Source organism: Myxococcales bacterium (genome assembly GCA_012513515.1).
Lineage (GTDB): Bacteria > UBA10199 > UBA10199 > 2-02-FULL-44-16 > JAAZCA01 > JAAZCA01.
Genome location: JAAZCA010000029.1, coordinates 105,072 through 131,338, shown reverse-complemented (window position 1 = coordinate 131,338; position 26,267 = coordinate 105,072). Strand labels below are relative to the sequence as shown.

The following is a 26,267-nucleotide window of genomic DNA, read 5'->3' as shown; positions in this document are numbered from 1 at the left end:
CGCCAGAAAAAACTTTTCAGCGGTGATGAAAAAACTTATATCTGAGCCCCTATGTCACCAATATTGAGGGATAAATTATCCAGGCGCTCGTTTTTTTTCGTGCTCCTCGCGCTAGCCTTATCTGCGCTTATGAATGTCGCAATTTTGCATCTCATTTCAAGGTATTCAGTCGCGGCTATAGTGGAACAACTAAGGTTTTTTTCCGCCGAGAGCCTTGGCCCGATTCTCAAAATGTTTTTGGGGAATATTCCCCTGAATCTTCCATCCGTTTCATCTCTTGAAAATAAGGTTGCCCATGCGGAGCAAGCCCGTTTTTTTTACACGATCTGCGCAATGGTCATAGCCCAAGTCATCGCTGCTGTGCTCCTGTTTGCGGTCATCGCTGGCGCTTTCCGCTTCAGGCGTCCGGGAAGCTGGAGCGTTGGCGGACTGGGGCGCATGAAAAGCGAATTTTTTACGAATATGAGCCACGAAATGAAAACTCCGCTTGCGGGCATAATCGGTCTTTCCGAGGAACTGGAATCTTCGGAAAGCAATGAGGAGAGAAAACACAGCCTCGGGATAATCAGAAAGAGCGGCCAGAACATGCTTCATCTGGTAAACGAGGTCCTGGATCTCTTCAGGCTGGAATCCGGGCGAATGGTTCTTCACCCATCCCACGTCAACATCGCAGATATCGTGGAGGAGGCCGCCGCAACAGTGAGGACGCAGTGTGCTGAGAAGGGCGTGGAGCTCAAGGTGGTGATTTCGGATGATCTGCGCAAGGTGGTAAACGCCGACGGTCATAAACTCTCCAGGGTTCTGATAAACCTGCTCAGCAATGCTCAGAAATGCACGGAGCGCGGCAGCATACTCTTGGAGGCAGCCTCCAATAGAAGCTCGAAACGCGGTGATATAATATTCTCAGTCAAGGACAGCGGCTCTGGAATTTCCAGCGAGAGGATCAATGACATCGTTCGCGGCATATCGATTTCATCCGAGATTAATTCGAAGCAGGGAGAGGAGGGGACCGGCCTTGGTCTCCCAATATCGGTGGGGCTGGTCTCATTAATGGGCGGGGAGCTCTGGGTTGAAAGCGAGGTCGGGCGAGGCAGCTCCTTTTACTTCACCATAAAGACATTGAATGACGCTTGACTGAACTGCTCATGCCTCGTTGAGGCTCAGGCGGGCTAGCATGACGCGCATGGCACGGAATGCCCTGGGGTCGCGTGTTTTTAAGCAATGAAGAAGCAGCATAGCCACCCACGGGCACCTTTTCTTGAGAAGACTCACTTTCTTTTCTAACTCCCTGAAATTATTATATTTCATCTGTTCTCCTATATAAATTCTAATATATTCTAAAATATAAGTCAAAGATTGAATTCAATTTGCAATGCCTGTTACAATATATAAGCTCAGATGGAGAGGAGGCCCAGATGCCTTTGATCGAGAAAAAACAGAAACCGGATAGCAAGAGTCGCAAACAGAGCTACGCCTTCTATCTATCTAGAGGGCTGGTTGATGATATCAGTCGCATAGCCAAGGAGACCGGTCGTTCCAAGAGCGAGGTCCTAGAGCTTCTGGCCAAAGCGGGGCTCGATATTCACAATAGGAAAAAATGATTTATCGGCGTGCGATTGGCTGGGCAGGGCACATTTCTTTGTAATAATTTTATCTATGCCAACGGAAGGGAGATGATGAGGGAGGTGCCTTTTCCTTCCTTCGATTCGATTCTCATCTTGCCGCCGCATCTCCTGAGAACATTTCCTATGATTGTAAGACCAAGGCCGAGTCCGCCTCCTCCTTCTTTGTATTTTCCGCTGGAGTGGTAGAGAGAATCGGCGACTTCGAAGAAAGGTTCTATGACCTCATCCAGATATTTTTGAGGGATACCTGTTCCGTTGTCGTGTACTTCTATTATTGCCTCTGAGTCACCTCTGGATAGGAATATCTCTATCGGGCTATCAGCTGGAGAGTATTTTATCGCGTTGGAGAGGGCCTCTTCGAAGATCAGCTTCACCGCCCCAAATGGAGCCGCGACCCTGGTTGCGGCAAAATCTTCCATGTCGAATTTGAGTTCGATCGAGCTGCGGTGCCTTTTGGCTTCATCGACAGCGGCTTGCAGAGATTCCATAAGCGACGATGGTTCATCCACCTCATCGATCCCCTTCATTTCGCCCGTCATCACACTCGTGGTTTTAGTGAGCCTTTCGACGAGCATTCTGTATTTTTCGATGCTTCCGCCCAAGCCATCGAAACATTCCTGAAACTCCTCCATGCTGGAGGAGGAACCTTTCATGATTTCATCCTTCATCAGCTCGTAGAATCCTATGATTCCGTTGAGGGGGGTTTTAAGCTCGTGGCTGATTATTTGCAGCATCTGCTTCCTGACGAAGTTTATGCGGGCGAGCCTGTCATGCATCTTTTTGGTTGAGGTGCTCATCTTGTTGAATGATTCAGTCAGCCTTCCTATTTCATCGTCGGAACTCTTGTCGATTTGCAGCCCGAGTTCGCCACCGGCCATCCTGTCGGAGGCGTTTGTCAGTTTTATGATCGGCCGGAGCAATTTGCCTATGATGAAGAATACGCAGAGTGCCATTATGGTGACTGAGATCGCTACTATGAACAGAATATTATTTCTGAGTTTATATACGGCGCCGTAGATATCGCTTTTCTTTGCGAACATCGAAAGAGTCCATCCGGATTCGTCGATCGGCTCGTGCAAGACCAGAAGATCCTCTTCTTCGTGTATCGAGTCGGCTCCGCTGGCCGTAACTCTGGCCGGATCGAAAGATGGAATCGATTTTTCAAGAGAGAGGTTGCCGCTCTCTGCGATCATGTTTCCATTGGAATCGACGAGCATTATCAGCGCTGAGCTTTCATGGTCCGGCAGGGCATTGTATATGAAATCAGGGGGAGTGGTCACCATCAGAACCCCTACGGTAGCGTCGCCGATTTTATGAGGCATAGCTATGACTATCAGGTTTTCTTTTTTCTCCACTTCTTCCGACTCTATTTCGACCGGATCGTATTTTCTCAGATACAGCGGCATCTCCTGGGGGCGTCCCACGAAGATGTTGCCAGCCATGGCAGCCTTGAACCACTCGGCTTGTGATCTGTCGAGCTTCTCAGGGGATGCGATTTCAAAGTCGATATCGTTCGATCCGCCGAGATAGACGTGCTGGCGAACCATCCCGTCACTGCCGACGTATTCCTGTGATGGAAAGAGACCCATGCTCGATATGCCCCTGTTGCCTTCATTGGCGAGAAGTCCGATTGGGTAGTTGACGAGGCCCCCGACCTCGGGTTCGGAGAAGATTAGTCCGTTTCCTTTCTGGAAATTGAAAACAGCCACGTCGGCGTCGCTTTTATAAAACTGTGCCGCATTGAACTTTATGAACACCGCGTTGTTCAGCAATGCCTTGGATTTGTCCAGCCTGTCCTTGATTGCAGATTCTATGTGCTGTCTGGTTGATTCTATTGTGAGATTGAACTCGCGTTCGGCCAAGGTGGTCAAGAGATCGCTGCTGAATCGGTGGGCTATGAAGCCAAGTACGCCGAGGGCGACCAGCTGGAGGAGGAGTATTGGAATCAAAAATTTAATTTTTATCTTTTTAAACATTGGTGAGCCTCGTTTGCTCCCGTCAGTTATAATAGCCCGACTGCTTCATAAGTTTAAATACGGAGTTGTTCAAATGATCCATCGCCTCCTTAGGGTTTTTCTTTCCGGCTATTACTTCGGAGGTGGCGGTGCCCAACATGTTGGAAATTACGGAGTACTCCGGAATCTTCGGCATGTAATCCCAGTCTATCAAGCGTATGCTTTCCTCCAAAACGAACTTGTCATCATCGGTCTTGTATGGGTGCATCTCCCTGTAGAGGTCTCCCTCGCGCAGGGATCGTATTGCGATGGATGTGGCGTGATTTTTTACCACGTCCTCCATGAAATCCGTGCCGGTCAAAAACTTCAAAAATTGCCATGCTGCTTTTTTATTGCGGGAGTGCTTGTTTATTCCGTAACCCATTGCGAAGGCTTCCTGAGTATACCTTGCCGGTCCTTTGACGGGAAGGGCGGCTATGTATTTCTCCCTCATCCCGATAGATGGTCTGTCGAGAGCGCCTACGTTGAAATCCGAGTTGAGTATTATTGCGGCGGTCCCCTTTTTGCCATGCTCTATTATTTCGTACCAGCTGTAGTCCTTAATTCCCGGAGGGCCGAATTTGCGCAGCAGGTCGCAGTATTTTTTAAATCCCGCTATGAATTCAGGTGAGTTGAATGACGGCTTGGCCTGCTTGGTGCGTATCTCTGAAGCTGTTGAAGCTCCCCCTTCAAACCAACTTCCCCCATATGCCCAGGCGAATCCGGAGACCACTATGGTCGGTTCCTCTCCGGCCTTTCCCCTGGAAACCGCGCCGAAGAGGTCGATCTTGCCGTCGCCGCTTAAATCAAGCGTCAGCATTCTTGCAGCGGCCTCGAGTTCGTCGGTAGTCTTGGGAATAGAAATTCCTTTTTTCTCGAGCAGGTCTTTTCTGATCATCATCGCGGCGCCGAAGCTCTCCGTTGGAAGGGCATAAAGGTGGTCTTCGTAGGTGAGTGCGTCGAGAAATTCCGGATACCAGAAATCCTTCTTAAAAGCCGGATCCGATTTTGCGAATTCATCAAGCGGCTCCAGATATCCGAAATGTACGTGTTCCGGAAGTATCCAGACGTCGGTAAGGACTAGATCGTATTCTCCTGCGCCGGATGCCAGATCAATTAAAACCTTTTCGCGCACCACATCTTCGCTCAGAAGCCTCCAAGTTACCTCTATGCCGTTTTCCTTTTCGAAGGCTGGGATTTTTTCACGCATGGCATGCAGATAGTCCTCATTCCAGGTGATAAAATTGATCGAGGGTTTTGATGGGTTTACTTCCAGCGTGACGGATGTCGCCAGTGATTTTATCGGCTCGGGGTCGTTTTTTTTCGAACAGGATGCGAAGGCGATGGAAATGACGGCAGCCACAACCGCTAGAGATATGAGACGGTAGTTGCTGTTTTTTTTGGGTCGTTTGATAATGAAAGGATAACAGAAGAAGTTTTTTTTCAATCTAGATCCCTCTCGTTCGTGACATCTTCTTCACAACGGCTTCGAGGCGTCCCGTGAATTTAAAAACTCCCGGAATTTTTTTACAAGCGTTGGATCCCAGTATCCCATCGAGGATTCATCCTCTATGGTTTTCAGGGCGTCCTGAGCTGAAAACGCCCTTTTGTACGGGCGTTCGCTGGTCAGCGCGTCGAAGGCGTCGAGTATCTGAAAAACGCGAGCCAGATAAGGGATTGATTCCCCCATAAGTCCGTCGGGATATCCGATACCGCTCCATTTTTCATGATGGTGCCTGATCACCGGGCAAACGTCGGAAAGAGAGCGCAGTGGGTGGCATATCTCCTCCCCCAGTATGGGATGCTGTCTCATCATCTCCCATTCATCCTCGGTGAGCTTCCCGGGCTTGAGCAGGATCGAATCTGGGATTCCTATCTTGCCCACGTCGTGAAGTATGCTTACCCGCTCTAGAGTGCGGATGTCGGGCTCATCCAGCCCAAGATATTCGCCGAATGCCCTGCTGAGGCGCATCAGTCTGTCGCAGTGGTTGCCAGTGGTGTGGTCCTTTGCCTCGACTGCGCGCGCGAGGCTAAGGACGACCGCTTCGGCATGGTCGAGATCGTCGTTGAGGCGCTTGACCTGTCCCAATGCGTGAACCCTGGCTATTAACTCTAGGCGTTCGATCGGTTTGCTTATGAAATCATCGCAGCCGGCTTGGATTCCTTTTATTCGGTCTTCCTTCTGATGAAGCGCTGTGACGATGATTATCGGAACGAGTCTCGTGCTTTCCTTTCCCTTCAGGTTCCTGCAGACCTCGAAGCCATCCATCCCCGGCATCATAACGTCGAGGAGGATGATATCCGGGAGTTTTTTCCAGACCTTGTTTAGCGCGTCCTGGCCGGAAGCAGCTTTTTCCACGATGCAACCATAGGGCTTGAGCATCTTTTCGATTATCAGGAGATTGGTGGCGTCATCGTCCACCGCCAGAACATTCAGCGGGGGGTCGAACTTCGGTATGTTGAGTTTTTCCATGCTAATATATCTAGAGCAGATTTACGCTTGCGTCAATCGCGGCTTTATCTACAAAATGTGAAAAATGACGATTATCGGTTCTATTTTGTATCAATAGTTTCAACCCTTTCTATTGCCTTTGTCTCTCTCTTAAATTATGCCTCACCATTGAATAGCTACAGGCGAACAGGAATAGGGAGACATCGCGTGGGTAAAAAAATAAGGGCGCTTTCACTTCTTTCCGGCGGCTTAGACAGCCTTTTGGCAGTACGTATGCTCGAGGAACAGGGGATCGAGGTGGTCGGACTTACCTTCACCACCCCCTTTTTTGGATCTGAAAATGCCGAGGATGCAGCCAAAGAGATGAAAATTCCCATAAGGATCGTGGATATTTCCGATGAGCATCTTGCGATGGTCAAAAATCCTCCACATGGCCGCGGCAAGAATATGAATCCCTGCATAGACTGCCATGCCATGATGGTTCGCAAGGCGGGGGAGATAGCGGTAACCGAGGGCTTCGATATAGTTGCGACCGGCGAGGTTTTAAACGAAAGGCCGATGTCCCAGAATAGGCGGTCTCTCGATACGGTGGCGAAAAATTCCGGCTGCTCCGAAATACTTCTTAGGCCTCTATCAGCGAGGCTCCTCGATTCCACGAAACCGGAGAGGGAGGGGTTGATCGACAGATCGCGCCTTGGTGCGATAAGCGGGCGTTCGCGAAAGCCTCAGATGGAACTCGCGAAGAAATATGGAATTGTTCATTACATTCAGCCTGCGGGGGGCTGCCTTCTTACGGATCCGGCTTTTTCGAAGAGGCTCGAGGTTTTACTTCATGATTTGCCGGAAGCAGGGTGCGATGACGTGGAGCTGCTGAAACTCGGAAGGTTTTTTCGCTTCGAGAACGGGGTAAAGGCTATCGTCGGAAGGAATGAAAAAAATAATCAGAAGATCGAGGCGCTTCCCGAATCTCTGGGGGCGCTTTTAATCTCCGATGTTCTCCCTGGCCCCGCTGCGATAGTGCTCTCTCCGAAGTCCATAAGGGATGTCAACCTTGTGGCGTCCATATGCGCGACCTACGCTGACCACGGAGGCTCGGAGGTTCCCATAAAAATTCGCTATGGCGGAAGGACCTGGAGTGAACTCGTCTCTCCTGTAGAGAAGAAGAGTTTTCTGAATTTTTTAATTTGAGAGCAGTGGAATTTTTTACAGCTGTGTATCGAGGCGATTCAAAGGAATGAAAAAAGATTATTACAGATTGCTTGGCGTTGCGCCGGATGCTCCGCTCGAAATAATCAACGCGGTGTATAAGACCTGGATGTATGCCCTTAAAATGCATCCTGATCTCGGAGGTGATGAGGAGTGCGCCAAGGATATAAACGAGGCCTATGAGGTCTTGAAGGATCCGGGCAAGCGCGCCCGTTATGATTCCTCTTATAGGAATCTGTATAAGGGAAGGGCTGACGTGCGCCGCGCTCCCCGTTTTCAGGTCGATGCACAGGTTTGGATTCTCCCGCAGGGTTCGGGGAAATGGGAGAGGGCACGCGTCCTCGACGCCAGCGCCCTTGGAATCAAGATCGTTACAGATGTGGATGTCGAAATAGGCGATCACCTCTCCGTTGCCTTCGGAGGGTCGGCCAGCGATGCGGCGGAGGCTTATGCAAGGTGGGTGAAAGAGCTTGAAGGCGGTGACGCGGAATGTGGAGTAGAATTTTTCAGACCGATTCCTGACATACTCAAACGTTTATCCTGAAGCCGGGCTTACTTCTGTGTACCTGCCAAGCGCCTGCCGGCAAGTGCGGGCGGCATCCAGCCCCATGTTCTGACCGGTCCGGTATCCACATGGACGAAGGATTTTTGGCCGTAGTATCCTACGCCCCCGCGGCCCAATCGGTAAGCGAAGCTTCTGATGCGTCTGTTGGAGATGCCCGCTATTTTTATATCCGCGGCCATACCTTCGGTATGGAGGCTCTTTTTTGCCACGCGCCTGCTTCTAGCGCTCATGATGGAATTCCTGAGAGGGCTGCGGTATCCCGAGATCAGCTGTATCTCAGGGGCGTCGAAATGATCTTCCATGGCGTCCAGCAACTCAATCAATTTGGGGGATATCTCGTGTTCTTCATCTGTGAGGCGGCAACGAAAGAAATGGGCGATCTCGACAAGGGCATCCCTGTCGTATGCGCCGTTTTTATCCCGATAAGCGAATGTGGCTCTCTCATCCTTGTCCGGCCTGTATAGAGTCACTATTCCGTTTCCAAGGGGATGTTCCTGGGATGGCTCCGAATTGGCCATGTCGCAGGGAAAGATCAGCGCCGTGATAAGCAGAAGAAGGGATGGTATGGGGATTCCAATTTTCATCGTTCGGATTCGAGTATCGGCATGAATTACATATGTCAACCTTCAATCCTCAGAGAAAAATCCGGAAGACAGAGCCCGGACGAGTCTGCCTATTTTCCCCCAATGCCCTTAAATAAAGGTTGGAGGGAGGGAAATGACTGAGCAACAAAAATTGAAAATTGCCGAAAATATATCTGGGAGGAGTGTGTGTCATGGCTGTCGGGAGAATCTTGAGATCCCTATTTGCGAGCGCCTTGTCGCTCTGCGTATTTTCATTTGCCGCTTCAAATGCTGAATGCGCTCACGCTATTTCATCATACCACGGCTCGATGGGATCGATATCCGCGATAGAGTGGGTTGAGCGCGACTCCTGTCCGGACGACTATCCTGACGGCTGCTTTGAGATTGCTGAGGATTTGGTTCTCATAAGGCTTGAAGAACACATGGAGAGATACAACTGTGTTACTTTTTCCGAGGATGAAGCGGATAAAAAGGATATAGTTCATAAGACGCATAGAATCAGGGGGAACGACAGGGTCGTTCTTTCGGCGACCGCCCACAATATCCTTTGCAGGATCGATCCGGAGAAAGAGCTGCTGAAAATACATCCGGATCGGCTGATTTCCGAGTGCAGCAAGGTCTTGTGGAAGTGTAATATCCTTTGGATTCCGGATGATAACAAGGCGCTAAATTTCATAGGGCGACTTCCTTTTTGACCCAGAATTTCTTGACTGTAAAACGATACAGGCGTATGGATTTTCTTTCCTAGCTGGCGTTTTTGTTTCAACAAAGCATTAAACCATCAGCATGAAAAGGAGCAGAGATATATGGTCAGCGAGTATGTGAAAGTTGTGCCGCTCGGGGAACTTCTCGACGCCGGACATGTGATCGAAGATATGACGAATAAAAGCAAGAAGGCGGCAATTGAGGATATCATCGATCTCCTTTACCGGAAGGATCTCATCCCGCAGAAGGCGGAGGCGTTGAAAAGAGTTCTCGAGAGGGAAGATCTTGCAGTGACAGCGCTTGGCGATGGCATCGCCATTCCCCATGCCCGTTTGGAAGTCGGTCCGAAGCCCGTTATAGCGATTGGAAGGCATAAACAGGGAATAGATTTTGGTGCTCCTGACCGCGGCGATGTTCATATCATAGTCCTGATCCTGTGGCAGCCGGAACAGCCGGGTCTTTTCAACAGGCTCTTTGCCGGACTCGTTTCCAAACTCGCAGATCCCGATTTCCGCGATCACATCATGAAGGCGAAAGATGCCAAGGAGATTGCTGCGCTTTTTGCCGATGTGAAGGTGGATATGCTCGCAGGGCGCGCCACCAAATGGGAGGCCGATATCCTTGTTACGCTTCAACTCCTGGAGGCAAAAAAGTCATCCGGTGCAAAAGGGCTGGCGAGAAAGATAGAGCTTGCAAGGGATGAGCTCTCAGGGAGCATGCTCTCGAGGTTTGACAGGCTTATCAGCCATTACGGCGAGGCTCTGGTCGAGGCCAACGATGGCATATGCCACGGATGCAATATGCAGCTGTCGAGCGGGCTTGCCTACGAGATGAAGAGAAATCCCAACTCCGTTTATGTGTGCGAACGCTGCGGGCGCTTTATCATAGGCTCTCTACGCTCATAACTACTTGTAAAATAAGCACTTTAAAAGTATTAAAAAAAGTAGCAACTTTCTCGGGGGAGAGACGATACATCATATGGGAGAACTTCACTAACCATCGCAGTGTGCGGCGTGCACACTCAAGTTACCTGGGAGGGTATATGGGATTCAGGCTGTTTCTGGCGATTCTTTCTCTTTTGCTCATTTCGTCATGCGCGGCGTTCGATAGGGACACCGATGCCATCGAAGGTTTTGGCCGTGGTATAGACAGGCCGGGTCAGCCCAGTGAGGGCAAGCGCTTCGGGCCGAACTCCGGCTACTATGTCGGCACCATGACTCTCGATAACAACAGCTGTGAATCTATATCCGATGAGGCCGGCGTGGAGAACAAGCTGGCGGTGAAGATAGAGGACGAGGAGGGTGGCTCGTTTGTGAATGCTACCTTCGAAGGTTACTCACGTCTCTTTTCCTCCAGGCTAAAAGATAGATCGATAGTTCTCATGTCAGTTATCATGGGCGTTCAGCGGGTGTACTATCTGACCTTCGTCGAAGGCGGCATCGAAGGAAGCTGTGAAGTTATGGAGGCCGACGATGCGGGTGAGTTTGGTGAGAGCTGCGCTACCTATACCATCGAGTTGATGAGAGGCGAGGAGCCCCCGGCGGATGCCTCGGTTCCTGTCGATGAGGATGCTATATAAGTTTGTTCTTGATTGAATTAGCCGAAGGGTCCGACATATGCGCGTCGGGCCCTTTTTTATTTCCAAAACCCCTGATCTTATTGACTTTATTTGCTCTTCCAATTAGCTTGCCCTAAGTTACCTCGGAGATTCCGATGAAAATCAAAACGAGTGCCTGTGCCGCTTTCCTCTGCATCTCCCTGTTCGCAATTTTCGTTGCGGATGCTGCGACTATCTTGCCGGTCAATCTTGAAGAAATGGTCGCCGGTTCGGATGTAGTCTTTCGGGGAAGGTGTTTGGGGGTGGCTCCGAAAAGATTGCCGAATGGAATTTTTGCGACGAAATATACTTTTGAGATTAGTGAAGTTCTAAAGGGGGATATCAGGGAAGAATTAGAGTTTACGCAGGTAGGCGGAAGCCTTTCTAATTCTAAAAAATTCAACGCCCCTTATATCTACGGATTGCCGCTCTACAAGGTTGGTTCGGATTACCTGGTCTTTCTATCCGAGGAGACATCCATGGGCTTGCGCGCCCCCGTCGGGCTGGAGCAGGGTGCGTTCAAGGTTTCAATCGCTGCCGATGGCTCGGTCAAAGTATTAAACGGCAGAGGAAACAAAAATTTACTCACGGGCGCGGTTGGCACATCCCTCGCCAAATCGATCGAGTTCTCCGGTGCTTCGGCTCCGACTTCGGGCCCTATAGACTACAGCCTGCTCTCCGATCTGGTCAGGAGAATAGAGAATGGGGAGGGGCTGTGAAAAAAATTCTCGCGGCGGGTTTTTCCCTTTTCATCTTTTTTCTTCAAACCCATTCCTATGCAGGAGGGCCATTTGCTGTAGATGTGATCAACGACAGCGGGGTCGCTCTTAGATGGAAGAACGACACCATGAATTGGTATTTAGATCCTGGCCGGGTTTCAAATAGCGTTGAAAATTCCACAGGTAAGGATTGGGTCAATGAGGCTTTGGATACATGGAGGGATATTACTATACCTAATGCCGAAGGTGAGCCTGTCAAAACCTCGACCTTCAAATCGCACTACGAAGGGAATCTGCCGGCGGATGTGACTTCTCAAAATTCTCATCCATATCTCAGTGCATCTTCCGGGGTGAGCTCCATCATCTTCGACGAAGATGGGGATATAACCGCTAAGCTCCTCGGGGCTTCTAACAGGGCGACTGTAGTTGGTCTATCAGCTCCGCTGCTTTCTGATTACTCCGGACTCTATATCACGAAGGGTTTTGCTCTCTTCAACGGATATGTGCTGGATGATGGAAAACTCGCCCCAGAAAGTGATGTGGCGGAAAAACTTTTTAAGGCGACCATACTCCACGAGATAGGGCACATGATCAATCTTGATCACAGCCAGGTGAATGACTCGATAGCTCAAGAGTGCGGTAGAGAGGGAACTCTCTATACGAGGGGTGGTGAATGTGGTGAGAAGGGTAAGTATATACCGACGATGTATCCGGAGCTCCTTACTTTCACGCAGGGAGCTCTGAGCATGGATGACAGAGTCACGGTTTCTTGGATATATCCGAGCACAGAATTTCAGAGCGATTTTTGCCTCATAACCGGAGAGATTTTCGATGCCGACGGTAAGCCTCTCAAAGGCGTAAACGTAATAGCGTCGCGTGCGGATGTCGAAGAAGATATTGCAAGAACGGATTCTAGGTCGTTCGTTTCCGGGGTTCTTCATTCCGGGTGCAAAGGGGGGGCAAAATATTACCTGTATGGAATTCTTCCCGGCGTCCCTTATCAGGTTTCATATGAGCCTCTTAATTCCGCGTACACAGGGGCCTCGGGTTTCGAACCCAACATCATCAAGCCGAGAGGTTTTGAGACAGGCATAATTACTTCATCCTCCGGTGCTTCCACAGTGAAGTGCAGCAAGGGCGGTGATACCATAGAGATGGCATCCGCTACGATCGATACACCAAATCCCTGCGCCTCTGAAGATGATGGCTCCAACGGTGATGCAGAATCGTCGGCCTCATGTTCATTCACCACAGCAGGCGGCGCGGTAGGGACCGCTGCTTTTCTCTTTCTCTCGATAATAACTTCAGTCCTGGCCTCGGATCTTGTTAGAAGGAGGCATGAAAAGAATGTCTAGGCGTATCACAAGAAAAATAAAGGTCGGCGATGTCGAGGTCGGCGGCGGTGCGCAGATATCAGTTCAGTCCATGACCAACACCAGGACATCGGATGTCGATGCCACAGTGGCGCAGATAGATAGGCTTACCAGGGCCGGGTGTGAAATCGTGAGAGTCGCTGTTCCAGACGAGGGGGCGGCCGACAGCTTGAAAGAGATAAAGTTCAGAATATCGATACCTCTTGTTGCTGACATACACTTTCGTCACGACTTCGCAATCAAGGCGATAGATTCCGGTGTGGATTGCGTTCGCATCAACCCAGGCAATATAGGTTCCGATGAAAAGTTGAGAACGGTGATAGAGGCGGCGAAGAGTAGGGGAGTGCCTATCAGGATAGGTGTGAACTCAGGTTCGGTGGAGCCACATCTCCTGAAAAAATTCGGCAAGCCCACTCCTGAGGCTATGGTGGAGTCGGCGCTTCACCATGTGAGGATTTTGGAGGGGATGGATTTTCACGATATAAAGATTTCGGTGAAGGCTTCCAACGTTCTCGATACAATAGAATCCTACAGGATGCTTTCCGACAAGGTGGATTATCCTCTGCATCTGGGAGTCACCGAAGCGGGCAGCCTGCTCGCCGGCGCTATTAAATCCGCGCTTGGAATAGGGACACTACTCCTGGATGGAATAGGCGATACTCTCAGGGTCTCCCTCACCGCGGACGTCGTGCAGGAGGTTCGCGCTGCCTACGAGATACTTGCAGACGCCGGGATAAGGCAAAGGCCCTTCCCCGAAGTTGTTTCTTGTCCCACCTGCGGACGCGCCCAAATAGATTTGGAGGGGCTTGCACGCAGGATAGAGGATCGTCTCATAGGTATCAGGGCGCCGATAAAGGTCGCTGTGATGGGTTGCGTGGTTAACGGCCCAGGCGAAGCAAAGGAAGCCGATATCGGCGTCGCCGGAGGGGATGGCAAGGGCGTCATATTCAAGGCGGGAAAGATTTTGACCACCTGCGATGAGGCCGACATAGAAAAAATTCTTGTTTCGGAGGTCGAAAAGATCGCTGAGGAGATGGATAAAAAATAATTTATCGAGAGGTTTTTTGATATGAAATATTCGAATTTGCTCATTCCAACGATGAAAGAGACCCCCGCCGATGCCGAGGTCAAAAGCCACAGCTTCATGCTGCGCGCAGGATACATAAGGAAGATGGCGTCAGGCGTTTATACCTACCTGCCTCTCTGCCTTCGCGTCCTTCGAAAGATTGAACAGATTGTGCGGGAGGAGATGGCGGCGGGCGGCGCGCAGGAGCTGCTTCTGCCTATAGTCATGCCAGCCGAGATATGGCAGGAAACCGGAAGATGGCAGATGTATGGTAAGGAGTTGCTCAGATTCAAAGACCGGCATGATCGCGAATTTTGCATCGGACCCACGCACGAAGAGGCTATCACCGATCTTATGAGAAACTACGTTCGCTCCTATCGTGATCTTCCCAAGAACTGCTTTCAGATCCAGACCAAATTTCGTGACGAGGTGCGTCCGCGATTCGGCCTGATGCGCGGCAGGGAGTTCATCATGAAGGACGGCTATTCCTTCGACAGGACCGAGGAGGAAGCACACAGAACATACGATGTTATGTACGATGCGTACAAGAGGATCTTCACCAGGTGTGGGTTGAGGTATCGCCCAGTTGAAGCCACTACTGGGACGATAGGCGGTTCGCGTTCGCACGAGTTTCAGGTGCTCGCTGAGTCGGGCGAGGATGAAATCGTATCATGCGATTCGTGCGAATATGCGGCGAACGTGGAAAAGGCCGAGGTACGTAATTCCTCCGGCAAGTCCTCTAAAAAATCAGGTTCGTTCGAGAAAGTTCATACCCCGGGCCACAAGAGCGTCGAGGATGTTTCAGCTTTTCTCAAATGCGATGAAGGCGCTCTGGTGAAGACTCTTATTTTTGATACGGATCTTGGTCCTGTTGCCGGGCTTGTTCGCGGCGACAGATCGCTGAAAGAATCGAAGCTCAAAGAGGCCATAGGCTGCGAGTGGTGTCATCTGGCCGATGAAGATACCGTTCGCAAGGTCACAGGCGCTTCGTCTGGATTCTCCGGTCCTGTCGGGTTGAAAATTCCGGTTTATGCAGATAACGAAATAGCCTCTCTTTCCGATTTTGTGGTAGGTGCTAACGAAGACGACCAGCACCTAGTGGGGGTCAACTGCGCCGATATTCATATCACAAAATTTGCGGACATAAGAAGGGCGGTCGCCGGCGATGGATGCCCCAGATGCCGAGGGCATCTTGAGGAATATCGTGGGATCGAGGTCGGGCAGGTCTTTTATCTTGGCATGAAGTATTCCTCTCCTATGAATGCCTCCTATTTGGATGAAAACGGTGAGAGCAGAACGATCTATATGGGATGCTACGGGATCGGTATAGGTCGAACTGCCGCTGCTGCGATAGAACAGAATCATGACGAAAACGGAATCATATGGCCTCTTCCCATAGCGCCTTTTCACGTGGAGATAATACCCCTGGGGATCGGAGGGGATGAGGAAAGGGTTGCCGCTGAAATATATTCCAGCCTCTCTTCCGTTGGTGTCGAGGCTCTCCTCGATGATAGGGATGAAAGGGCGGGAGTCAAATTCGCTGATGCGGATCTCATAGGAGTTCCATATCGGATAATCGTAGGAAAAAAGGGGCTCGCCTCGGGGAAGGTGGAGTTAAAAAGCAGGAGAGGGGATCTCGTCGAGAGCCTCAGTCCGGCGGATGTGGTTGAAAGGATTGCCGGCATAGTCAAAAAGGGATAAGGACCGGTTGCATGGGAGGCTTATATGGCAGAAAAGGCGGGTAGCAATAAAGACAAACTTATCGTAGCTCTTTTGGCCGAGTCGATGAAAGATGCTGAAAAGATGGTAAAGCTTTTAAGAGATGACGTGAAGACCTTTGAGGTCGGTGCTCCTACCTACACATCGCTCGGCCCGGATGTCATTAAAATGATCCATGATAACGGCTGCAAGGTCTATCTGGATTTGAAGTATCACGATATTCCCTCTACCGTCGCTAAGGCGGTGGGAGCTGCCACCAAGTTGGGCGTTTCGATGCTCGATGTTCACGCTGCAGGCGGTCATGACATGCTGGTGAGGACGGTGGAAGCAGCCCAGTTCGCTGCCGGCAGCAAATCGAAGATGCCCCTTCTTTTTGCAGTGACCGTTTTGACGAGCATGGAGTCCCTCGGGGATATAGGAGTTCAGTTCGAGGTCAGGGAGCAGGTAGTTCGTTTTGCCAAAATGGCAAAGGAGAGCGGTTTGCACGGTGTACTCGCATCCCCTCTTGAGATAAAGCCGATCAGAAAGGCATGCGGTGAGAAATTTTTGGTCATGACCTCCGGGGTGCGTCCGATAGGTTCCGCGGCTCAGGATCAAAGGAGGATTTCATCCCCGATAATGGCGATAGCTGCCGGCGCCAACTATATAGTGATAGGGCGTCCGGTTTATCAGTCCAAGGATCCGAAGGCGGTTGTAAAACAAATTTTAAAGGAAATTGAATAGTTACGGTCCTTTAATCCGATATCTTAATCTTAATCTTAATCTTAATCTTGATTCTCAATCTTCATCTTAATCCTGATTCTGATCTTGATCTTAATAACGATTATTTGCGGATATAAGCTAATCTTACAAAAGGCTGATCAAAGATCAGCGACAATGGACCATTGACCATTGAACAGCTGCGATCGGTGGTTTTGGTCGATGGTCAATTGTTCATGGTCGAAGTTATTGTTGCAGCTAGCTTTTCAGAGGTTCCTTAAAGAGTTAAAGAATCCTCGCTCCCTTTCTTTTTTTAAACTTCCGTAAATTACTCTGCTTCTAAAATGGGGTTTTAACACCCCAAAATAGGGGCTTGAGAACATCTGAATTCCTCCTATCCAATGATCTTCAAAGCCATTAAAGTCTTATAATTCAAATAGTTATAGTCAATATCCGACTTGGCATCATAAGTGCATTCTACCTTGCCGAAGGCGAAATACAGGAGGGGTTATGGCGAGGCGAGAGAAGATGGAAAATCAGATGCTGGAAAAACGGGTTGCGTTGATCCCCGAGGATGTAGAGATCGAGGAAGGCTCAACCCAGGGAACCATCCTTGAGATGCAGCTTAAGATGGCGACCAGCTCGATCAACCATGAATACGCCCGCATAGAATATGATGATACCAGCTCCCGTGAAAGGCGCGAAGAGTTGCTGGATTTTATGGAGGATTGCAGGGTGCAGTACATGGAGGCTCGTACTTCCCTTGAGAGGCACGACCCCTATGCGCTGGCGGACTTTGAGGCGGACCTCCTGAGACAGAAACAGAGCACGATCACGCATTATAACGTGTGAAAATAGAAAACAAGATCCCTAACCCTCCTTTCTTAAGCAGGGGAACCGTCGTGAGATGGCTCCCCTGTCCTTTTTTATTTCTTCGCAAAAAAAGAAGATAAGCTGCAGCAGCATAATTTCAGGGTTGCTTTTGCATCCTATGATGGCTAAAGAACTCAGCCTTTGAAGATTCTGTTCTATCTTTTTTCCATGGCCGCTCTGGCTAAAAGGAGGAGACGGTGAAGACTTACGGGACTTCGAACATCAGAAATATCGCGTTGATCGGTGCGAAGGGGGTTGGCAAGACCTCTTTCGTGGAAGCGGCGCTTTTTTCATCAGGCGCTACAGGTAGGATGGGAAGGGTTGTGGAAGGAAACTCTGTTATAGATTACGATCCAATAGAAGTTGAACGTCACCAGACCATAATTTCAAAGATCACTCCGATTGAGTGGAAGCAGTTCAAAATAAATCTCCTCGATACCCCAGGCTACTCAGATTTCATAGGCGAGGCGGTCGGCGCCATGAGCGTGTGCGATGTATCCTTGTTCGTTGTCGATGCGTCAAGTGGAGTGGAAATTCCTGCGATCAGACTCTACAATTACATGAAAGAGACGGGCCGCGGTCGGGCATTTCTCATCAACAAGGCCGACGGGGAACATGCCGATGTGGCCGCAGCGGTTGCTTCGATTCGCGAGAACCTCGAATCTTCCGCCCCGGAGTTTCAGATTGCTATCGGCGGGAAGGCGCAATTCAAGGGCGTGGTGGATCTGCTCGGCATGAAGGCTTATATAAATGAGGGAGGTTCTTTGAAGGAGGCCGATATCCCCGCCGACATGGTCGAGGAGGCCAAATCGAAGAGAACAGTGCTTATCGAGGCTGTAGCTGAGAACGATGAGTCGCTTCTTGAAAAATATCTGGAATCGGGCGAGTTGTCCGACGAGGAAATCATACGCGGTTGTGCAAAGGGTATCGCTTCCGGAAACCTCAACCCGATATTTATCGCCAGCGGCTACAACAACATCGGCGTCGATGCTCTTCTCAACGCCGTAATAAAATATTTTCCTTCGCCTGCGGATATGCCAGCCATCAGGGTCTTGGACAAGGACGGCAAGAGCGAGACGGATGTCACTGCCGATCCAAAGGGCCCCTTGGTCGCTCATGTCTTCAAAACCACTTCAGATCCAGGAATAGGAGATATATTCTTCTTCCGCGTCTATTCAGGCTCGATCAACGCCGGTGACGATGTTTTTAACGTAAACCAGTCCAGCGGGGAGAGGCTGGGTCACCTTATAACGATGCGCGGCAAAGAAAGGATAGAGCTCTCCTCTGTCAGCGCCGGAGATATCGCGGCGGTTGCCAAGTTGAAGAATACGCACATCAACGACACATTTACATCGAAGGCTCATCCGCTGACAGCGAGGCAGGTGGTATTCCCGACTCCGGTGGTTCCTCTGGCGGTTGTGCCGAAAAGCAAGAAGGATCAGGACAAGCTAGGCATCGGCCTTTCCAAGCTGACCGAAATAGATCCCACATTTACCTATCACGTGGACAAGGAATTTTCTGAGACGATAGTAACCGGGATGGGGGAGGTCCAGATCGATGTGATGATCAAAAGATTACAAGAGAGGTACGGGGTCGATGTGGAGATTCAGAAGCCACATATTCCATACAGGGAGAAAATTACGAAGAAGTCCGAGAAGCAGGGCAAACACAAAAAGCAGAGCGGCGGTCATGGTCAATACGGCGATTGCTGGCTTAAGCTCGAACCCCTCCCTCCGGGTGGAGGGTTTGAATTCGTCGATGCGATCGTCGGTGGTTCCATACCTGGGAAATACATCCCAGCCATCGAGAAGGGTGTTCGCGAGTCTATGCAGAAGGGAGTGCTGGCCGGTTACCCGGTGGTAGATTTGAAGGTGACCGTCTTCGACGGCTCCTATCACGATGTCGACTCCTCGGATATGTCCTTCCAGATCGCCGGTTCCCTTGCCTTCAAACTCGCTATGCAGGATTCTGCGCCGCAACTTCTCGAACCGGTGGTGGATCTTGAGGTCTATGCTCCGCAGGAAAATATGGGCGATCTGTCGAGCGATATCAGCCAGAGGCGCGGGCGCGTTTCAGGGATGGACAACGGAATTATAAAGGCGAAGGTGCCGATGGCCGAACTCTATCAGTATTCAGCCAGTCTCAAATCGATAACCAGCGGCGCAGGAACTTATTCGATGTCCTTCTCGCACTATGATGTTGTTCCGTCGCACATCGCGCAGAAGGTGATCGATGAGGCTAAGAGGGAAAAAGAGGAAAAGAAATAGTGTGGCTTGAGAATTTTAAAATGGGGGTCATCTTTGCATGATCCCCATTTCTTTATTGGGTCCGGAGAGCGTGGCGATGAGCAAGGATGAAATTATATACGGATGTAATCCCGTCTGCGAACTTATCAAAGCCGGGAGGAGGGAGGTGCGCGAGGTCATAATCGCCGCTGGGAAGAAAGATTCTTCTCTGACGCGCCTTGAGGGGATTATATCTGGAAGCCACATAAAGCTGCGTACTGCGCAAAGTGATGAAATCGATTCCATGGCTGAAGGGAAAAAACATCAGGGGATCATAGCCAAGGTTAGCCCCTATCCCTATGTCGATATCTCCGAGCTCTTGGCCTGCGAGGAGGTCAGCGATCGCTGTTCATTGTTAGCGATTCTCGATGGCATAACCGACCCCCAGAATCTTGGATCGATAGTAAGGAGCGCGCATCTCCTCGGTCTCTCCGGGGTTATAATTCCCAAGGACAATTCGGCGGCCGTAACTGCTTCCGTGGTCAAGGCATCGGCTGGGGCTACTGAGCATTCTAAAATAGCACAAGTTACTAATCTTGTTAGGGAAATTAAAAATTTAAAGGATAAAGGTTTTTGGGTATTCGGGGCCGAGGGGGACGCGGGGCAAAACCTATACTCGCTTGATTTTAGAGGTGAAAACTTGGCATTTGTTATGGGAAGTGAGGGGAGAGGGATGAGGAGGCTGGTCAGGGAGAGCTGTGACCACCTGATTGCGATACCCATGAGGGGGAAAATCGACTCATTCAACGCCTCTGCCGCTGCTGCTATAATAATGTCAGAAATATCAAGACAGCGTCTCTTGGAGGGCCCTAGCAAATAGCGTTCCAAAGGGGCAAAACCCCTTGACAAAACTGGGGATCTCACCTAGAAAGCCCCGACTTTTGCGGCGGCTTGCTGTTCGCAAGATTCCAGTGATACGTTTGATGATGCATCGGAAACGGATTTTTGTATTCGTTTTTGATGGGTTTGTTTCATGTTTTTCTGCATCTGTATTTGGAGTTTTGCTCTTTGTTAATCTATGTCTTGGCTTTTTTATGACGGGTTTATCAAAATTCCGAACGGTTTTTATCGGCGGAATCGGCGAGCTTGAGGTTTTGCCGACGTAGCTCAGTTGGTAGAGCTGCTGATTTGTAATCAGCAGGTCGCCGGTTCAAGTCCGGCCGTCGGCTCAAAGTCACGGGGGAGGGGTTCCCGAGCGGTCAAAGGGAGCAGACTGTAAATCTGCCGGCATTAGCCTTCGGAGGTTCGAATCCTCCCCTCTCCACATGTTGCATGTTCGTTTTTCAGTTCTTTGGGAAAATGAAGAACAAAAACGGGAAGACAATTTTTCTTTGAAGAATTGTCGCGGGAGTAGCTCAGCGGTAGAACGTCAGCCTTCCCCCGACGCGGCACGGTTTCCAGAATGAAAAATGTCTGTCGCGTCGAGGACCCCGAAGTTGGAGGAACCTGAGCGGGAGTAGCTCAGCGGTAGAGCATCAGCCTTCCAAGCTGAGGGTCGCGGGTTCGAAACCCGTCTCCCGCTCCGATTCTTCCGATGGCGGGTGAAAGGCTGGGCGGGATTCTCGGTTCGACAGATGATTTTTTTTAAAAATGAAAAATCATCTCGAATCGGGGCAAGCTGAGGGTCGCGGGTTAGGAGCCCGCATCCCACTCAAGTTGCCGAGATAGCTCAGTCGGTAGAGCACATGCATGGTAAGCATGAGGTCGCGGGTTCGATTCCCGCTCTCGGCTCAGGATTCGAGATCGAGCTCGGGCGAATGGTCGCCTGGAGGTTCACATCCTTCGTTCCGGAATTTTCGATGGTGTGGATTCTCGGCTTGAGCTAGTCAATCGATGCGCAGACATCGTTCAGATATAGAATCTGTTTTTTTGAAACGATAAAAATACTTCATACGGGAGGGAATATGTCGAAGGAGAAATTTGAGAGAACTAAACCGCACGTTAACGTAGGAACGATTGGTCACATCGATCACGGCAAGACGACTCTTACAGCCGCGATCACGAAGGTCTGCGCAGACAAAGGTCTTTCGACCTACGTCCCGTATGACGAAGTTGCAAAGGCATCTGAATCCCAGGGCCGCCGCGACGATACCAAGATTCTCACGATCGCGACATCGCACGTGGAGTATCAGAGTGAAAACCGCCACTATGCGCACGTCGATTGCCCAGGCCATGCTGATTACGTCAAGAACATGATCACCGGTGCAGCGCAGATGGACGGCGCGATTCTCGTCGTCAGCGCAGCGGACGGTCCGATGCCTCAGACCCGCGAGCATATCCTCCTAGCCAGGCAGGTCGGCGTCCCTTATATCGTCGTCTTCCTCAACAAGGTGGACGTGGTTGATGATCCGGAGCTCCTCGACTTGGTCGAACTCGAAGTCAGAGAACTCCTTACCAAGTACAACTTTCCAGGGGATGACACTCCGATAATCCGCGGCAGCGCGATCAATGCCCTGAAAGGCGACACATCTGAGACCGGTTCTGAATCCATCTTGAAGCTCCTCGCTGCTCTCGACAGCTATATTCCGGAACCGCAGAGGGCCATCGACAAGCCGTTCCTCATGCCTATCGAAGATGTCTTCAGCATCTCCGGGCGCGGAACAGTCGTCACCGGCAGGGTCGAAAGAGGTATGGTCAAGACTGGCGAAGAAATCGAAATCGTCGGTTTGCGCGACACGCAGAAGACGATCGTCACTGGCGTCGAAATGTTCAGGAAAATTCTCGACGAAGGAAGGGCAGGTGACAACGTCGGTCTCCTCCTCCGCGGAACGAAGAGGGACGAAGTTGAAAGAGGCCAGGTCATATCAAAGCCGGGTTCAATCACCCCGCACAAAAAATTTAAAGCAGAGATCTACGTCCTCACGAAGGAAGAGGGTGGAAGACACACCCCGTTCTTTAAAGGGTATCGTCCACAGTTCTACTTCAGGACGACCGACGTGACCGGCGTTCTTCAGCTCCCGGAAAGCGTAGAGATGGTCATGCCCGGCGATAACGTCACGGCAGAGATAGAGCTCATTACGCCGATCGCCATGGAGAAAGAGCTCCGCTTCGCAGTTCGCGAGGGTGGACGCACAGTCGGTGCCGGAGTGGTCGCGGAAATAATAGAGTAACAAAACTTACATCGGCGGGGTACCGGTTGATGCCCGGCGCCCCGCTGCAGTTTTTAGAATGGAAATGAAACATGAGAACTATCATTCAGCTAGCATGCCAGGAATGTAAGAGGCGCAACTACTCTACAACGAAGAACAAGCAGAAGACGCCCGATCGCCTGGAATTTAAAAAGTATTGCAGATTTTGCAAAAAGCACACTCCTCACAGGGAGACGAAGTAGGCAAAAGATTTGTCAGGTCTTGCGGCTGATGCTTCGGGACGTATTTTCTGCCGGTCTTTTACAAATCTTTTGAAGGGGAGTAGCTCAATTGGCAGAGCACCGGTCTCCAAAACCGGGGGTTGCAGGTTCGATTCCTGTCTCCCCTGCAAGTTGCCGATGCAAGTTATATCAGTCGGCCGGTTTGGGAATGTTTTTCTGCCCGACACTTGAGGCAGATAGAGAGGTTTAGATGCGGAGTGACAGAAAAATTCTCAGTCTTATATTTTTAGCCTGCGGGGCGATAGCTTGGATGATTCTCAGGGAGTTGTTTGAGTCCATCTGGGTTGTCGCCAAGCTTCCATCCCCTGCCGGATGGGTGCTTTCTCCCTCCGAGATGCTGGCTGTACTTTCGGGCGCTGCTGTCTTCATTATAATGTACACGAACTCGAAAGTCACCGAGTTCACCGGCGAGGTGATAGCGGAATTGTCTCGAGTTGTCTGGCCGAATAGAAAAGAAACAGCCCTGTCCACCGTAGTTGTGACCGTGCTCGTCATGATATGCGCCATGATACTTTTCGGTTTCGATATGCTTTGGGGCGCATTGGTCAAGATATTCTATCAGTAGTCATTGGAGTTTAAGATGGCAAAACAATGGTATGTAGTCCACACATACTCAGGATATGAGCAGAAAGCAAAAAAGGCTCTTGAGGAGAGGATAAGGCAGCACTCTCTTGAACATCTTGTTGAAGAAGTTTTAGTCCCTCAGGAAAATGTGGTTGAGGTTAAGAAGGGCGTTAAGAAAAACAGCAAAAGGCAATTCTTTCCAGGGTACATCTTGGTTAGGATGGAGCTCAACGATACGACTTGGCATATAGTCAAGGGCACCCCGAAGATCACCGGTTTTGTCGGAGGCTCTTTGAATCCTCCGAGTGTGCCGGATGAAGAGGTCGATAGAATTACAAATCGAATCAAGGACGGCACGATGCAGCCGACTCCTAAGATCGAGTTTGAAAAAGGCGAAAACGTGAGGGTCGTGAGCGGACCGTTTGCCACGTTCGCCGGTATTGTGGACGAAGTCCACGAAGGCAAGGGCAAGCTTCGAGTCCTTGTCAGCATATTCGGCAGATCGACTCCAATCGAGCTGGATTTTGTGCAGGTTGAAAAAGTTAACTAAACCATAAGAGAGATTTGAGGTGTGCTCATGGCAAAGAAAGTTACGGCTCAGATAAAGTTGCAATGTCCGGCCGGTGCGGCCAATCCGGCTCCTCCGGTGGGCCCGGCGCTGGGTCAGCACGGCGTGAACATCATGGAGTTTTGCAAACAGTTCAACGCTAAGACACAGAAGCAGGCTGGTCTGATAATCCCTGTCATAATAACCGTCTATCAGGACAGATCATTTTCTTTCATATTGAAGACGCCCCCTGCCCCTGTCCTTCTTAAAAAAGCGGCTGGAATAGAGAAGGGTTCTGGGGTTCCCAACAAGCAGAAGGTTGGGAAGGTGACCAGACAACAGATAGAAGAGATTGCGAAAACGAAACTACCCGATCTGAATTGTGAGACCCTTGAGGCTGCCGTGCGCACCATAGAAGGCACAGCGCTGAACATGGGGATCGAGGTTGTTGGTTGATATCACTGTTGGAGTGGGCCCCGATAGTCGGTTCCCACGCTGGCACAACGGAGGTGCGAAATGAAGGGGCAAGGAAAAAAGTACAAGGCTAATCGAGAGAAAGTGGATTCCAACAAGAAGTATACGCTCGAAGAGGCTCTCGCTATTTTGGATAGCTTTGCCAAGGCCAAATTTGACGAGACGGTCGATATCGCAGTGAAACTCGGCATCGATGCCAAGCAAACCGACCAGACCGTTCGCGGTTCATGCGGACTTCCCCATGGGATCGGAAAAAAAGTCAGGGTCGCCGTCTTTGCTAAGGGCGATAAAGTCGCAGAGGCCACGCAGGCCGGCGCTGATGTTGTGGGTGGCGATGATCTTGCTGAGAAGATCCAAGGCGGCTTTATGGATTTTGACAAGGTCATAGCGACTCCGGATATGATGGGCGTTGTTGGCAAGCTGGGCAAGGTCTTGGGACCCAGAGGGCTCATGCCCAACCCGAAGCTTGGCACAGTCACTATGGATGTGACCAAGGCAGTTGCTGAACAGAAGGCGGGCAAGGTGGAATTCAGGATCGACAAAGCTGCCATCGTGCACGCTCCCGTAGGAAAACGCAGTTTTGGAGCGCAGAAACTCAAGGACAATATTCTCGCCATAATCGACTCCATAAACAAGGCGAAACCACCGGCGTCAAAGGGCACCTATATTTTAGGGTTGGCCATTTCATCGACGATGTCCCCTGGTTTACGGGTTGATGTGAATTCTCTTTAATTGAAAATTAAGGCTTTTGCCTCAAGGAGGATATTGTGAGACGTGAACAGAAAGTGAAAGAGATAGACGCTCTTACCAAGCGCATGGAAGCCGCCAAGGCTATGATATTTACGGACTACCGCGGGATGAAAGTCTCCGAGCTCAACGAGCTCCGTTCCAAACTCCGCAAAGAGAAATCTTCTCTCAAGGTTGTGAAGAATAGATTGATGAAGCTGGTTCTCAAGGCGCATGGTCTGGAAAATCTTTCCACCTATTTCACCGGCCCCACAGCGCTTATTTCTTCCGAGTCCGATCCGGTGAGCCCGGCGAAGATAGTAATGGCCTTCGCTAAGGATCATGCGAATTTGATCCTTAAGGGCGGATACCTCGATGGTTCGGCACTTACGGCTAATGACATCGACAAGCTTTCGAAGATGCCTTCGCGCGAAGAGCTCTTGGCCCGCGCACTGGCTTCGATGAGTGCCCCCGCGACAAACATGGCTGGAGTGCTCGCAGCGATTCCGAGAAAGCTTGTTTATGCTCTGAACGCCATCAAGGAAAGCAAACAGCAGTGATTCAAAATGTAATCTAATTCACTTAATTCTCGCGCGAGCCGCGGGGCCCACTTGGAGTCGTAACGGGGTACGGTACGTCGTCATCTGGGGTGGTTTAAAGGAGGCATTAGATGTCTACGGTAAGCAAAGAACAGATTGTCGAATCACTAAAGGCGATGACGCTCATGGAAGTGGCTGACTTGGTGAAGCAGCTCGAAGAGACCTTCGGCGTTTCAGCGGCGGCCCCTGTTGCTATCGCAGCAGCTCCTGGAGCGGCAGCGGAAGCGGTGGAAGAGAAGACCGAATTCAACGTCGTTCTCGCCGATGCCGGTGCAAACAAGATCAATACGATCAAAGAAGTTCGTGCTATCACTGGCTTGGGCCTCAAGGAAGCCAAGGATTTGGTCGAAGGCGCTCCGAAGGTCGTAAAGGAAGGCGTCACGAAGGAAGAGGCAGAAGAGATGAAGAAGAAGTTGGAAGCCGCTGGTGCAAAGGTGGAAATAAAATAAGCTTTTTCCATGAACATAGTTGCGCGTGAGGGTCTTTCGGAGCCCTTGCGCGCAATGCCTATTAGCTAATTTACGG

28 protein-coding genes and 5 tRNA genes are annotated in these 26,267 nt (G+C 50.4%); 28 read left to right on the top strand and 5 right to left on the bottom strand.

Annotated elements, in window-relative coordinates; genetic code table 11:
* The first annotated feature begins 51 nt into the window (after positions 1–51).
* Positions 52–1,134: a hypothetical protein gene (locus tag GX659_06135; protein ID NLD28365.1), complete on the top strand. Its 1,083-nt coding sequence runs from the start codon at positions 52–54 to the stop codon at positions 1,132–1,134.
* Positions 1,135–1,143: 9 nt separating this feature from the next.
* Here GX659_06135 and GX659_06130 read toward each other — a convergent pair whose 3' ends face one another.
* Positions 1,144–1,308 (bottom strand): hypothetical protein, encoded by a 165-nt coding sequence (locus GX659_06130; protein ID NLD28364.1) that lies wholly within the window; start codon positions 1,306–1,308, stop codon positions 1,144–1,146.
* Positions 1,309–1,415: 107 nt separating this feature from the next.
* Between GX659_06130 and GX659_06125 the strand changes: the two genes are divergently transcribed.
* Positions 1,416–1,601: a hypothetical protein gene (locus GX659_06125; GenBank protein ID NLD28363.1), complete on the top strand. Its 186-nt coding sequence runs from the start codon at positions 1,416–1,418 to the stop codon at positions 1,599–1,601.
* A 53-nt stretch (positions 1,602–1,654) separates the two neighbouring features.
* On the opposite strand, the gene GX659_06120 is transcribed toward GX659_06125, so the two are convergent.
* The 3 genes from GX659_06120 to GX659_06110 are packed head-to-tail and all read right to left on the bottom strand — an operon-like array spanning position 1,655 to position 6,092.
* On the bottom strand, positions 1,655–3,601 hold the full coding sequence (locus GX659_06120; protein ID NLD28362.1) for a sensor histidine kinase: 1,947 nt from the start codon (positions 3,599–3,601) through the stop codon (positions 1,655–1,657).
* A gap of 22 nt (positions 3,602–3,623) precedes the next feature.
* Positions 3,624–5,066 (bottom strand): sugar ABC transporter substrate-binding protein, encoded by a 1,443-nt coding sequence (locus tag GX659_06115; protein NLD28361.1) that lies wholly within the window; start codon positions 5,064–5,066, stop codon positions 3,624–3,626.
* A 30-nt stretch (positions 5,067–5,096) separates the two neighbouring features.
* Positions 5,097–6,092 carry a response regulator gene (locus tag GX659_06110; protein NLD28360.1) on the bottom strand — a complete coding sequence of 332 codons (996 nt, stop codon included), beginning with the start codon at positions 6,090–6,092 and terminating at the stop codon, positions 5,097–5,099.
* Positions 6,093–6,278: 186 nt separating this feature from the next.
* On the opposite strand from GX659_06110, the gene GX659_06105 reads away from it, so the two are divergent.
* Positions 6,279–7,259: a tRNA 4-thiouridine(8) synthase ThiI gene (locus tag GX659_06105; protein NLD28359.1), complete on the top strand. Its 981-nt coding sequence runs from the start codon at positions 6,279–6,281 to the stop codon at positions 7,257–7,259.
* Between the two features lie 46 nt (positions 7,260–7,305).
* The gene (locus GX659_06100) at positions 7,306–7,821 is read left to right on the top strand and encodes a DnaJ domain-containing protein (protein NLD28358.1); all 516 of its coding nucleotides are present in this window, start codon (positions 7,306–7,308) and stop codon (positions 7,819–7,821) included.
* A gap of 8 nt (positions 7,822–7,829) precedes the next feature.
* On the opposite strand, the gene GX659_06095 is transcribed toward GX659_06100, so the two are convergent.
* Positions 7,830–8,426 carry a YcbK family protein gene (locus GX659_06095; protein NLD28357.1) on the bottom strand — a complete coding sequence of 199 codons (597 nt, stop codon included), beginning with the start codon at positions 8,424–8,426 and terminating at the stop codon, positions 7,830–7,832.
* A gap of 191 nt (positions 8,427–8,617) precedes the next feature.
* Here GX659_06095 and GX659_06090 point away from each other — a divergent pair, with 191 nt between their 5' ends.
* From GX659_06090 to rplL, 24 genes are all read left to right on the top strand, one after another.
* Positions 8,618–9,121 (top strand): hypothetical protein, encoded by a 504-nt coding sequence (locus GX659_06090; protein ID NLD28356.1) that lies wholly within the window; start codon positions 8,618–8,620, stop codon positions 9,119–9,121.
* A 111-nt stretch (positions 9,122–9,232) separates the two neighbouring features.
* Positions 9,233–10,036, top strand: coding sequence for a PTS transporter subunit EIIA (locus tag GX659_06085; protein ID NLD28355.1), 804 nt, complete (start codon positions 9,233–9,235; stop codon positions 10,034–10,036).
* Between the two features lie 137 nt (positions 10,037–10,173).
* Complete coding sequence (locus GX659_06080) at positions 10,174–10,710, top strand: hypothetical protein (GenBank protein NLD28354.1); 537 nt, start codon at positions 10,174–10,176, stop codon at positions 10,708–10,710.
* 134 nt (positions 10,711–10,844) lie between these two features.
* On the top strand, positions 10,845–11,447 hold the full coding sequence (locus tag GX659_06075) for a hypothetical protein (GenBank protein ID NLD28353.1): 603 nt from the start codon (positions 10,845–10,847) through the stop codon (positions 11,445–11,447).
* Positions 11,444–12,802 carry a hypothetical protein gene (locus GX659_06070; GenBank protein NLD28352.1) on the top strand — a complete coding sequence of 453 codons (1,359 nt, stop codon included), beginning with the start codon at positions 11,444–11,446 and terminating at the stop codon, positions 12,800–12,802. The genes GX659_06075 and GX659_06070 overlap by 4 nt, the downstream gene beginning before the upstream one ends.
* On the top strand, positions 12,786–13,868 hold the full coding sequence (gene ispG, locus GX659_06065; GenBank protein NLD28351.1) for a flavodoxin-dependent (E)-4-hydroxy-3-methylbut-2-enyl-diphosphate synthase: 1,083 nt from the start codon (positions 12,786–12,788) through the stop codon (positions 13,866–13,868). Before GX659_06070 ends, ispG begins: the two co-directional genes overlap by 17 nt.
* A gap of 21 nt (positions 13,869–13,889) precedes the next feature.
* The gene (locus tag GX659_06060) at positions 13,890–15,587 is read left to right on the top strand and encodes a proline--tRNA ligase (protein NLD28350.1); all 1,698 of its coding nucleotides are present in this window, start codon (positions 13,890–13,892) and stop codon (positions 15,585–15,587) included.
* Between the two features lie 24 nt (positions 15,588–15,611).
* On the top strand, positions 15,612–16,328 hold the full coding sequence (gene pyrF, locus GX659_06055; protein ID NLD28349.1) for an orotidine-5'-phosphate decarboxylase: 717 nt from the start codon (positions 15,612–15,614) through the stop codon (positions 16,326–16,328).
* A gap of 486 nt (positions 16,329–16,814) precedes the next feature.
* Positions 16,815–17,156, top strand: coding sequence for a hypothetical protein (locus tag GX659_06050; GenBank protein ID NLD28348.1), 342 nt, complete (start codon positions 16,815–16,817; stop codon positions 17,154–17,156).
* Positions 17,157–17,374: 218 nt separating this feature from the next.
* On the top strand, positions 17,375–19,444 hold the full coding sequence (gene fusA, locus GX659_06045) for an elongation factor G (protein ID NLD28347.1): 2,070 nt from the start codon (positions 17,375–17,377) through the stop codon (positions 19,442–19,444).
* A 37-nt stretch (positions 19,445–19,481) separates the two neighbouring features.
* Positions 19,482–20,282: a 23S rRNA (guanosine(2251)-2'-O)-methyltransferase RlmB gene (gene rlmB, locus GX659_06040; GenBank protein NLD28346.1), complete on the top strand. Its 801-nt coding sequence runs from the start codon at positions 19,482–19,484 to the stop codon at positions 20,280–20,282.
* Positions 20,283–20,558: 276 nt separating this feature from the next.
* A tRNA-Thr gene (locus GX659_06035) sits at positions 20,559–20,631 on the top strand.
* Between the two features lie 12 nt (positions 20,632–20,643).
* Positions 20,644–20,726, top strand: a tRNA-Tyr gene (locus tag GX659_06030).
* Between the two features lie 186 nt (positions 20,727–20,912).
* Positions 20,913–20,984, top strand: a tRNA-Gly gene (locus GX659_06025).
* Between the two features lie 136 nt (positions 20,985–21,120).
* Positions 21,121–21,193: transfer RNA gene (locus GX659_06020), tRNA-Thr, on the top strand.
* A gap of 173 nt (positions 21,194–21,366) precedes the next feature.
* On the top strand, positions 21,367–22,572 hold the full coding sequence (gene tuf / locus GX659_06015) for an elongation factor Tu (GenBank protein NLD28345.1): 1,206 nt from the start codon (positions 21,367–21,369) through the stop codon (positions 22,570–22,572).
* Positions 22,573–22,643: 71 nt separating this feature from the next.
* Positions 22,644–22,793, top strand: coding sequence for a 50S ribosomal protein L33 (rpmG, locus tag GX659_06010; GenBank protein ID NLD28344.1), 150 nt, complete (start codon positions 22,644–22,646; stop codon positions 22,791–22,793).
* 73 nt (positions 22,794–22,866) lie between these two features.
* A tRNA-Trp gene (locus GX659_06005) sits at positions 22,867–22,939 on the top strand.
* 83 nt (positions 22,940–23,022) lie between these two features.
* Positions 23,023–23,397, top strand: coding sequence for a preprotein translocase subunit SecE (gene secE / locus GX659_06000; protein ID NLD28343.1), 375 nt, complete (start codon positions 23,023–23,025; stop codon positions 23,395–23,397).
* Between the two features lie 15 nt (positions 23,398–23,412).
* Positions 23,413–23,946, top strand: a complete 534-nt coding sequence (gene nusG / locus GX659_05995; GenBank protein ID NLD28342.1) for a transcription termination/antitermination protein NusG — start codon at positions 23,413–23,415, stop codon at positions 23,944–23,946.
* Between the two features lie 27 nt (positions 23,947–23,973).
* On the top strand, positions 23,974–24,399 hold the full coding sequence (gene rplK, locus GX659_05990) for a 50S ribosomal protein L11 (protein NLD28341.1): 426 nt from the start codon (positions 23,974–23,976) through the stop codon (positions 24,397–24,399).
* Positions 24,400–24,459: 60 nt separating this feature from the next.
* Positions 24,460–25,149, top strand: a complete 690-nt coding sequence (locus tag GX659_05985) for a 50S ribosomal protein L1 (protein ID NLD28340.1) — start codon at positions 24,460–24,462, stop codon at positions 25,147–25,149.
* A 35-nt stretch (positions 25,150–25,184) separates the two neighbouring features.
* Positions 25,185–25,703, top strand: coding sequence for a 50S ribosomal protein L10 (gene rplJ, locus GX659_05980; GenBank protein NLD28339.1), 519 nt, complete (start codon positions 25,185–25,187; stop codon positions 25,701–25,703).
* Between the two features lie 110 nt (positions 25,704–25,813).
* Entirely contained in the window at positions 25,814–26,191 is a 378-nt protein-coding gene (gene rplL, locus GX659_05975; GenBank protein NLD28338.1) for a 50S ribosomal protein L7/L12, read from the top strand.
* Positions 26,192–26,267 lie beyond the last annotated feature (76 nt).

Bases quoted from the DNA above. Each gene is read 5' to 3' on its own strand.
- pyrF (NLD28349.1), top strand. From the start codon at position 15,612: ATGGCAGAAAAGGCGGGTAGCAATAAAGACAAACTTATCGTAGCTCTT.
- rplK (NLD28341.1), top strand. From the start codon at position 23,974: ATGGCAAAGAAAGTTACGGCTCAGATAAAGTTGCAATGTCCGGCCGGT.
- GX659_06130 (NLD28364.1), bottom strand. From the start codon at position 1,308: ATGAAATATAATAATTTCAGGGAGTTAGAAAAGAAAGTGAGTCTTCTC.
- secE (NLD28343.1), top strand. From the start codon at position 23,023: ATGCGGAGTGACAGAAAAATTCTCAGTCTTATATTTTTAGCCTGCGGG.
- GX659_06095 (NLD28357.1), bottom strand. From the start codon at position 8,426: ATGAAAATTGGAATCCCCATACCATCCCTTCTTCTGCTTATCACGGCG.
- GX659_05985 (NLD28340.1), top strand. From the start codon at position 24,460: ATGAAGGGGCAAGGAAAAAAGTACAAGGCTAATCGAGAGAAAGTGGAT.
- rplL (NLD28338.1), top strand. From the start codon at position 25,814: ATGTCTACGGTAAGCAAAGAACAGATTGTCGAATCACTAAAGGCGATG.
- nusG (NLD28342.1), top strand. From the start codon at position 23,413: ATGGCAAAACAATGGTATGTAGTCCACACATACTCAGGATATGAGCAG.
- ispG (NLD28351.1), top strand. From the start codon at position 12,786: ATGAAAAGAATGTCTAGGCGTATCACAAGAAAAATAAAGGTCGGCGAT.
- GX659_06050 (NLD28348.1), top strand. From the start codon at position 16,815: ATGGCGAGGCGAGAGAAGATGGAAAATCAGATGCTGGAAAAACGGGTT.
- GX659_06060 (NLD28350.1), top strand. From the start codon at position 13,890: ATGAAATATTCGAATTTGCTCATTCCAACGATGAAAGAGACCCCCGCC.
- GX659_06080 (NLD28354.1), top strand. From the start codon at position 10,174: ATGGGATTCAGGCTGTTTCTGGCGATTCTTTCTCTTTTGCTCATTTCG.
- GX659_06090 (NLD28356.1), top strand. From the start codon at position 8,618: ATGGCTGTCGGGAGAATCTTGAGATCCCTATTTGCGAGCGCCTTGTCG.
- GX659_06135 (NLD28365.1), top strand. From the start codon at position 52: ATGTCACCAATATTGAGGGATAAATTATCCAGGCGCTCGTTTTTTTTC.
- GX659_06120 (NLD28362.1), bottom strand. From the start codon at position 3,601: ATGTTTAAAAAGATAAAAATTAAATTTTTGATTCCAATACTCCTCCTC.
- rpmG (NLD28344.1), top strand. From the start codon at position 22,644: ATGAGAACTATCATTCAGCTAGCATGCCAGGAATGTAAGAGGCGCAAC.
- GX659_06075 (NLD28353.1), top strand. From the start codon at position 10,845: ATGAAAATCAAAACGAGTGCCTGTGCCGCTTTCCTCTGCATCTCCCTG.
- GX659_06125 (NLD28363.1), top strand. From the start codon at position 1,416: ATGCCTTTGATCGAGAAAAAACAGAAACCGGATAGCAAGAGTCGCAAA.
- rlmB (NLD28346.1), top strand. From the start codon at position 19,482: ATGATCCCCATTTCTTTATTGGGTCCGGAGAGCGTGGCGATGAGCAAG.
- tuf (NLD28345.1), top strand. From the start codon at position 21,367: ATGTCGAAGGAGAAATTTGAGAGAACTAAACCGCACGTTAACGTAGGA.
- GX659_06085 (NLD28355.1), top strand. From the start codon at position 9,233: ATGGTCAGCGAGTATGTGAAAGTTGTGCCGCTCGGGGAACTTCTCGAC.
- GX659_06110 (NLD28360.1), bottom strand. From the start codon at position 6,092: ATGGAAAAACTCAACATACCGAAGTTCGACCCCCCGCTGAATGTTCTG.
- GX659_06100 (NLD28358.1), top strand. From the start codon at position 7,306: ATGAAAAAAGATTATTACAGATTGCTTGGCGTTGCGCCGGATGCTCCG.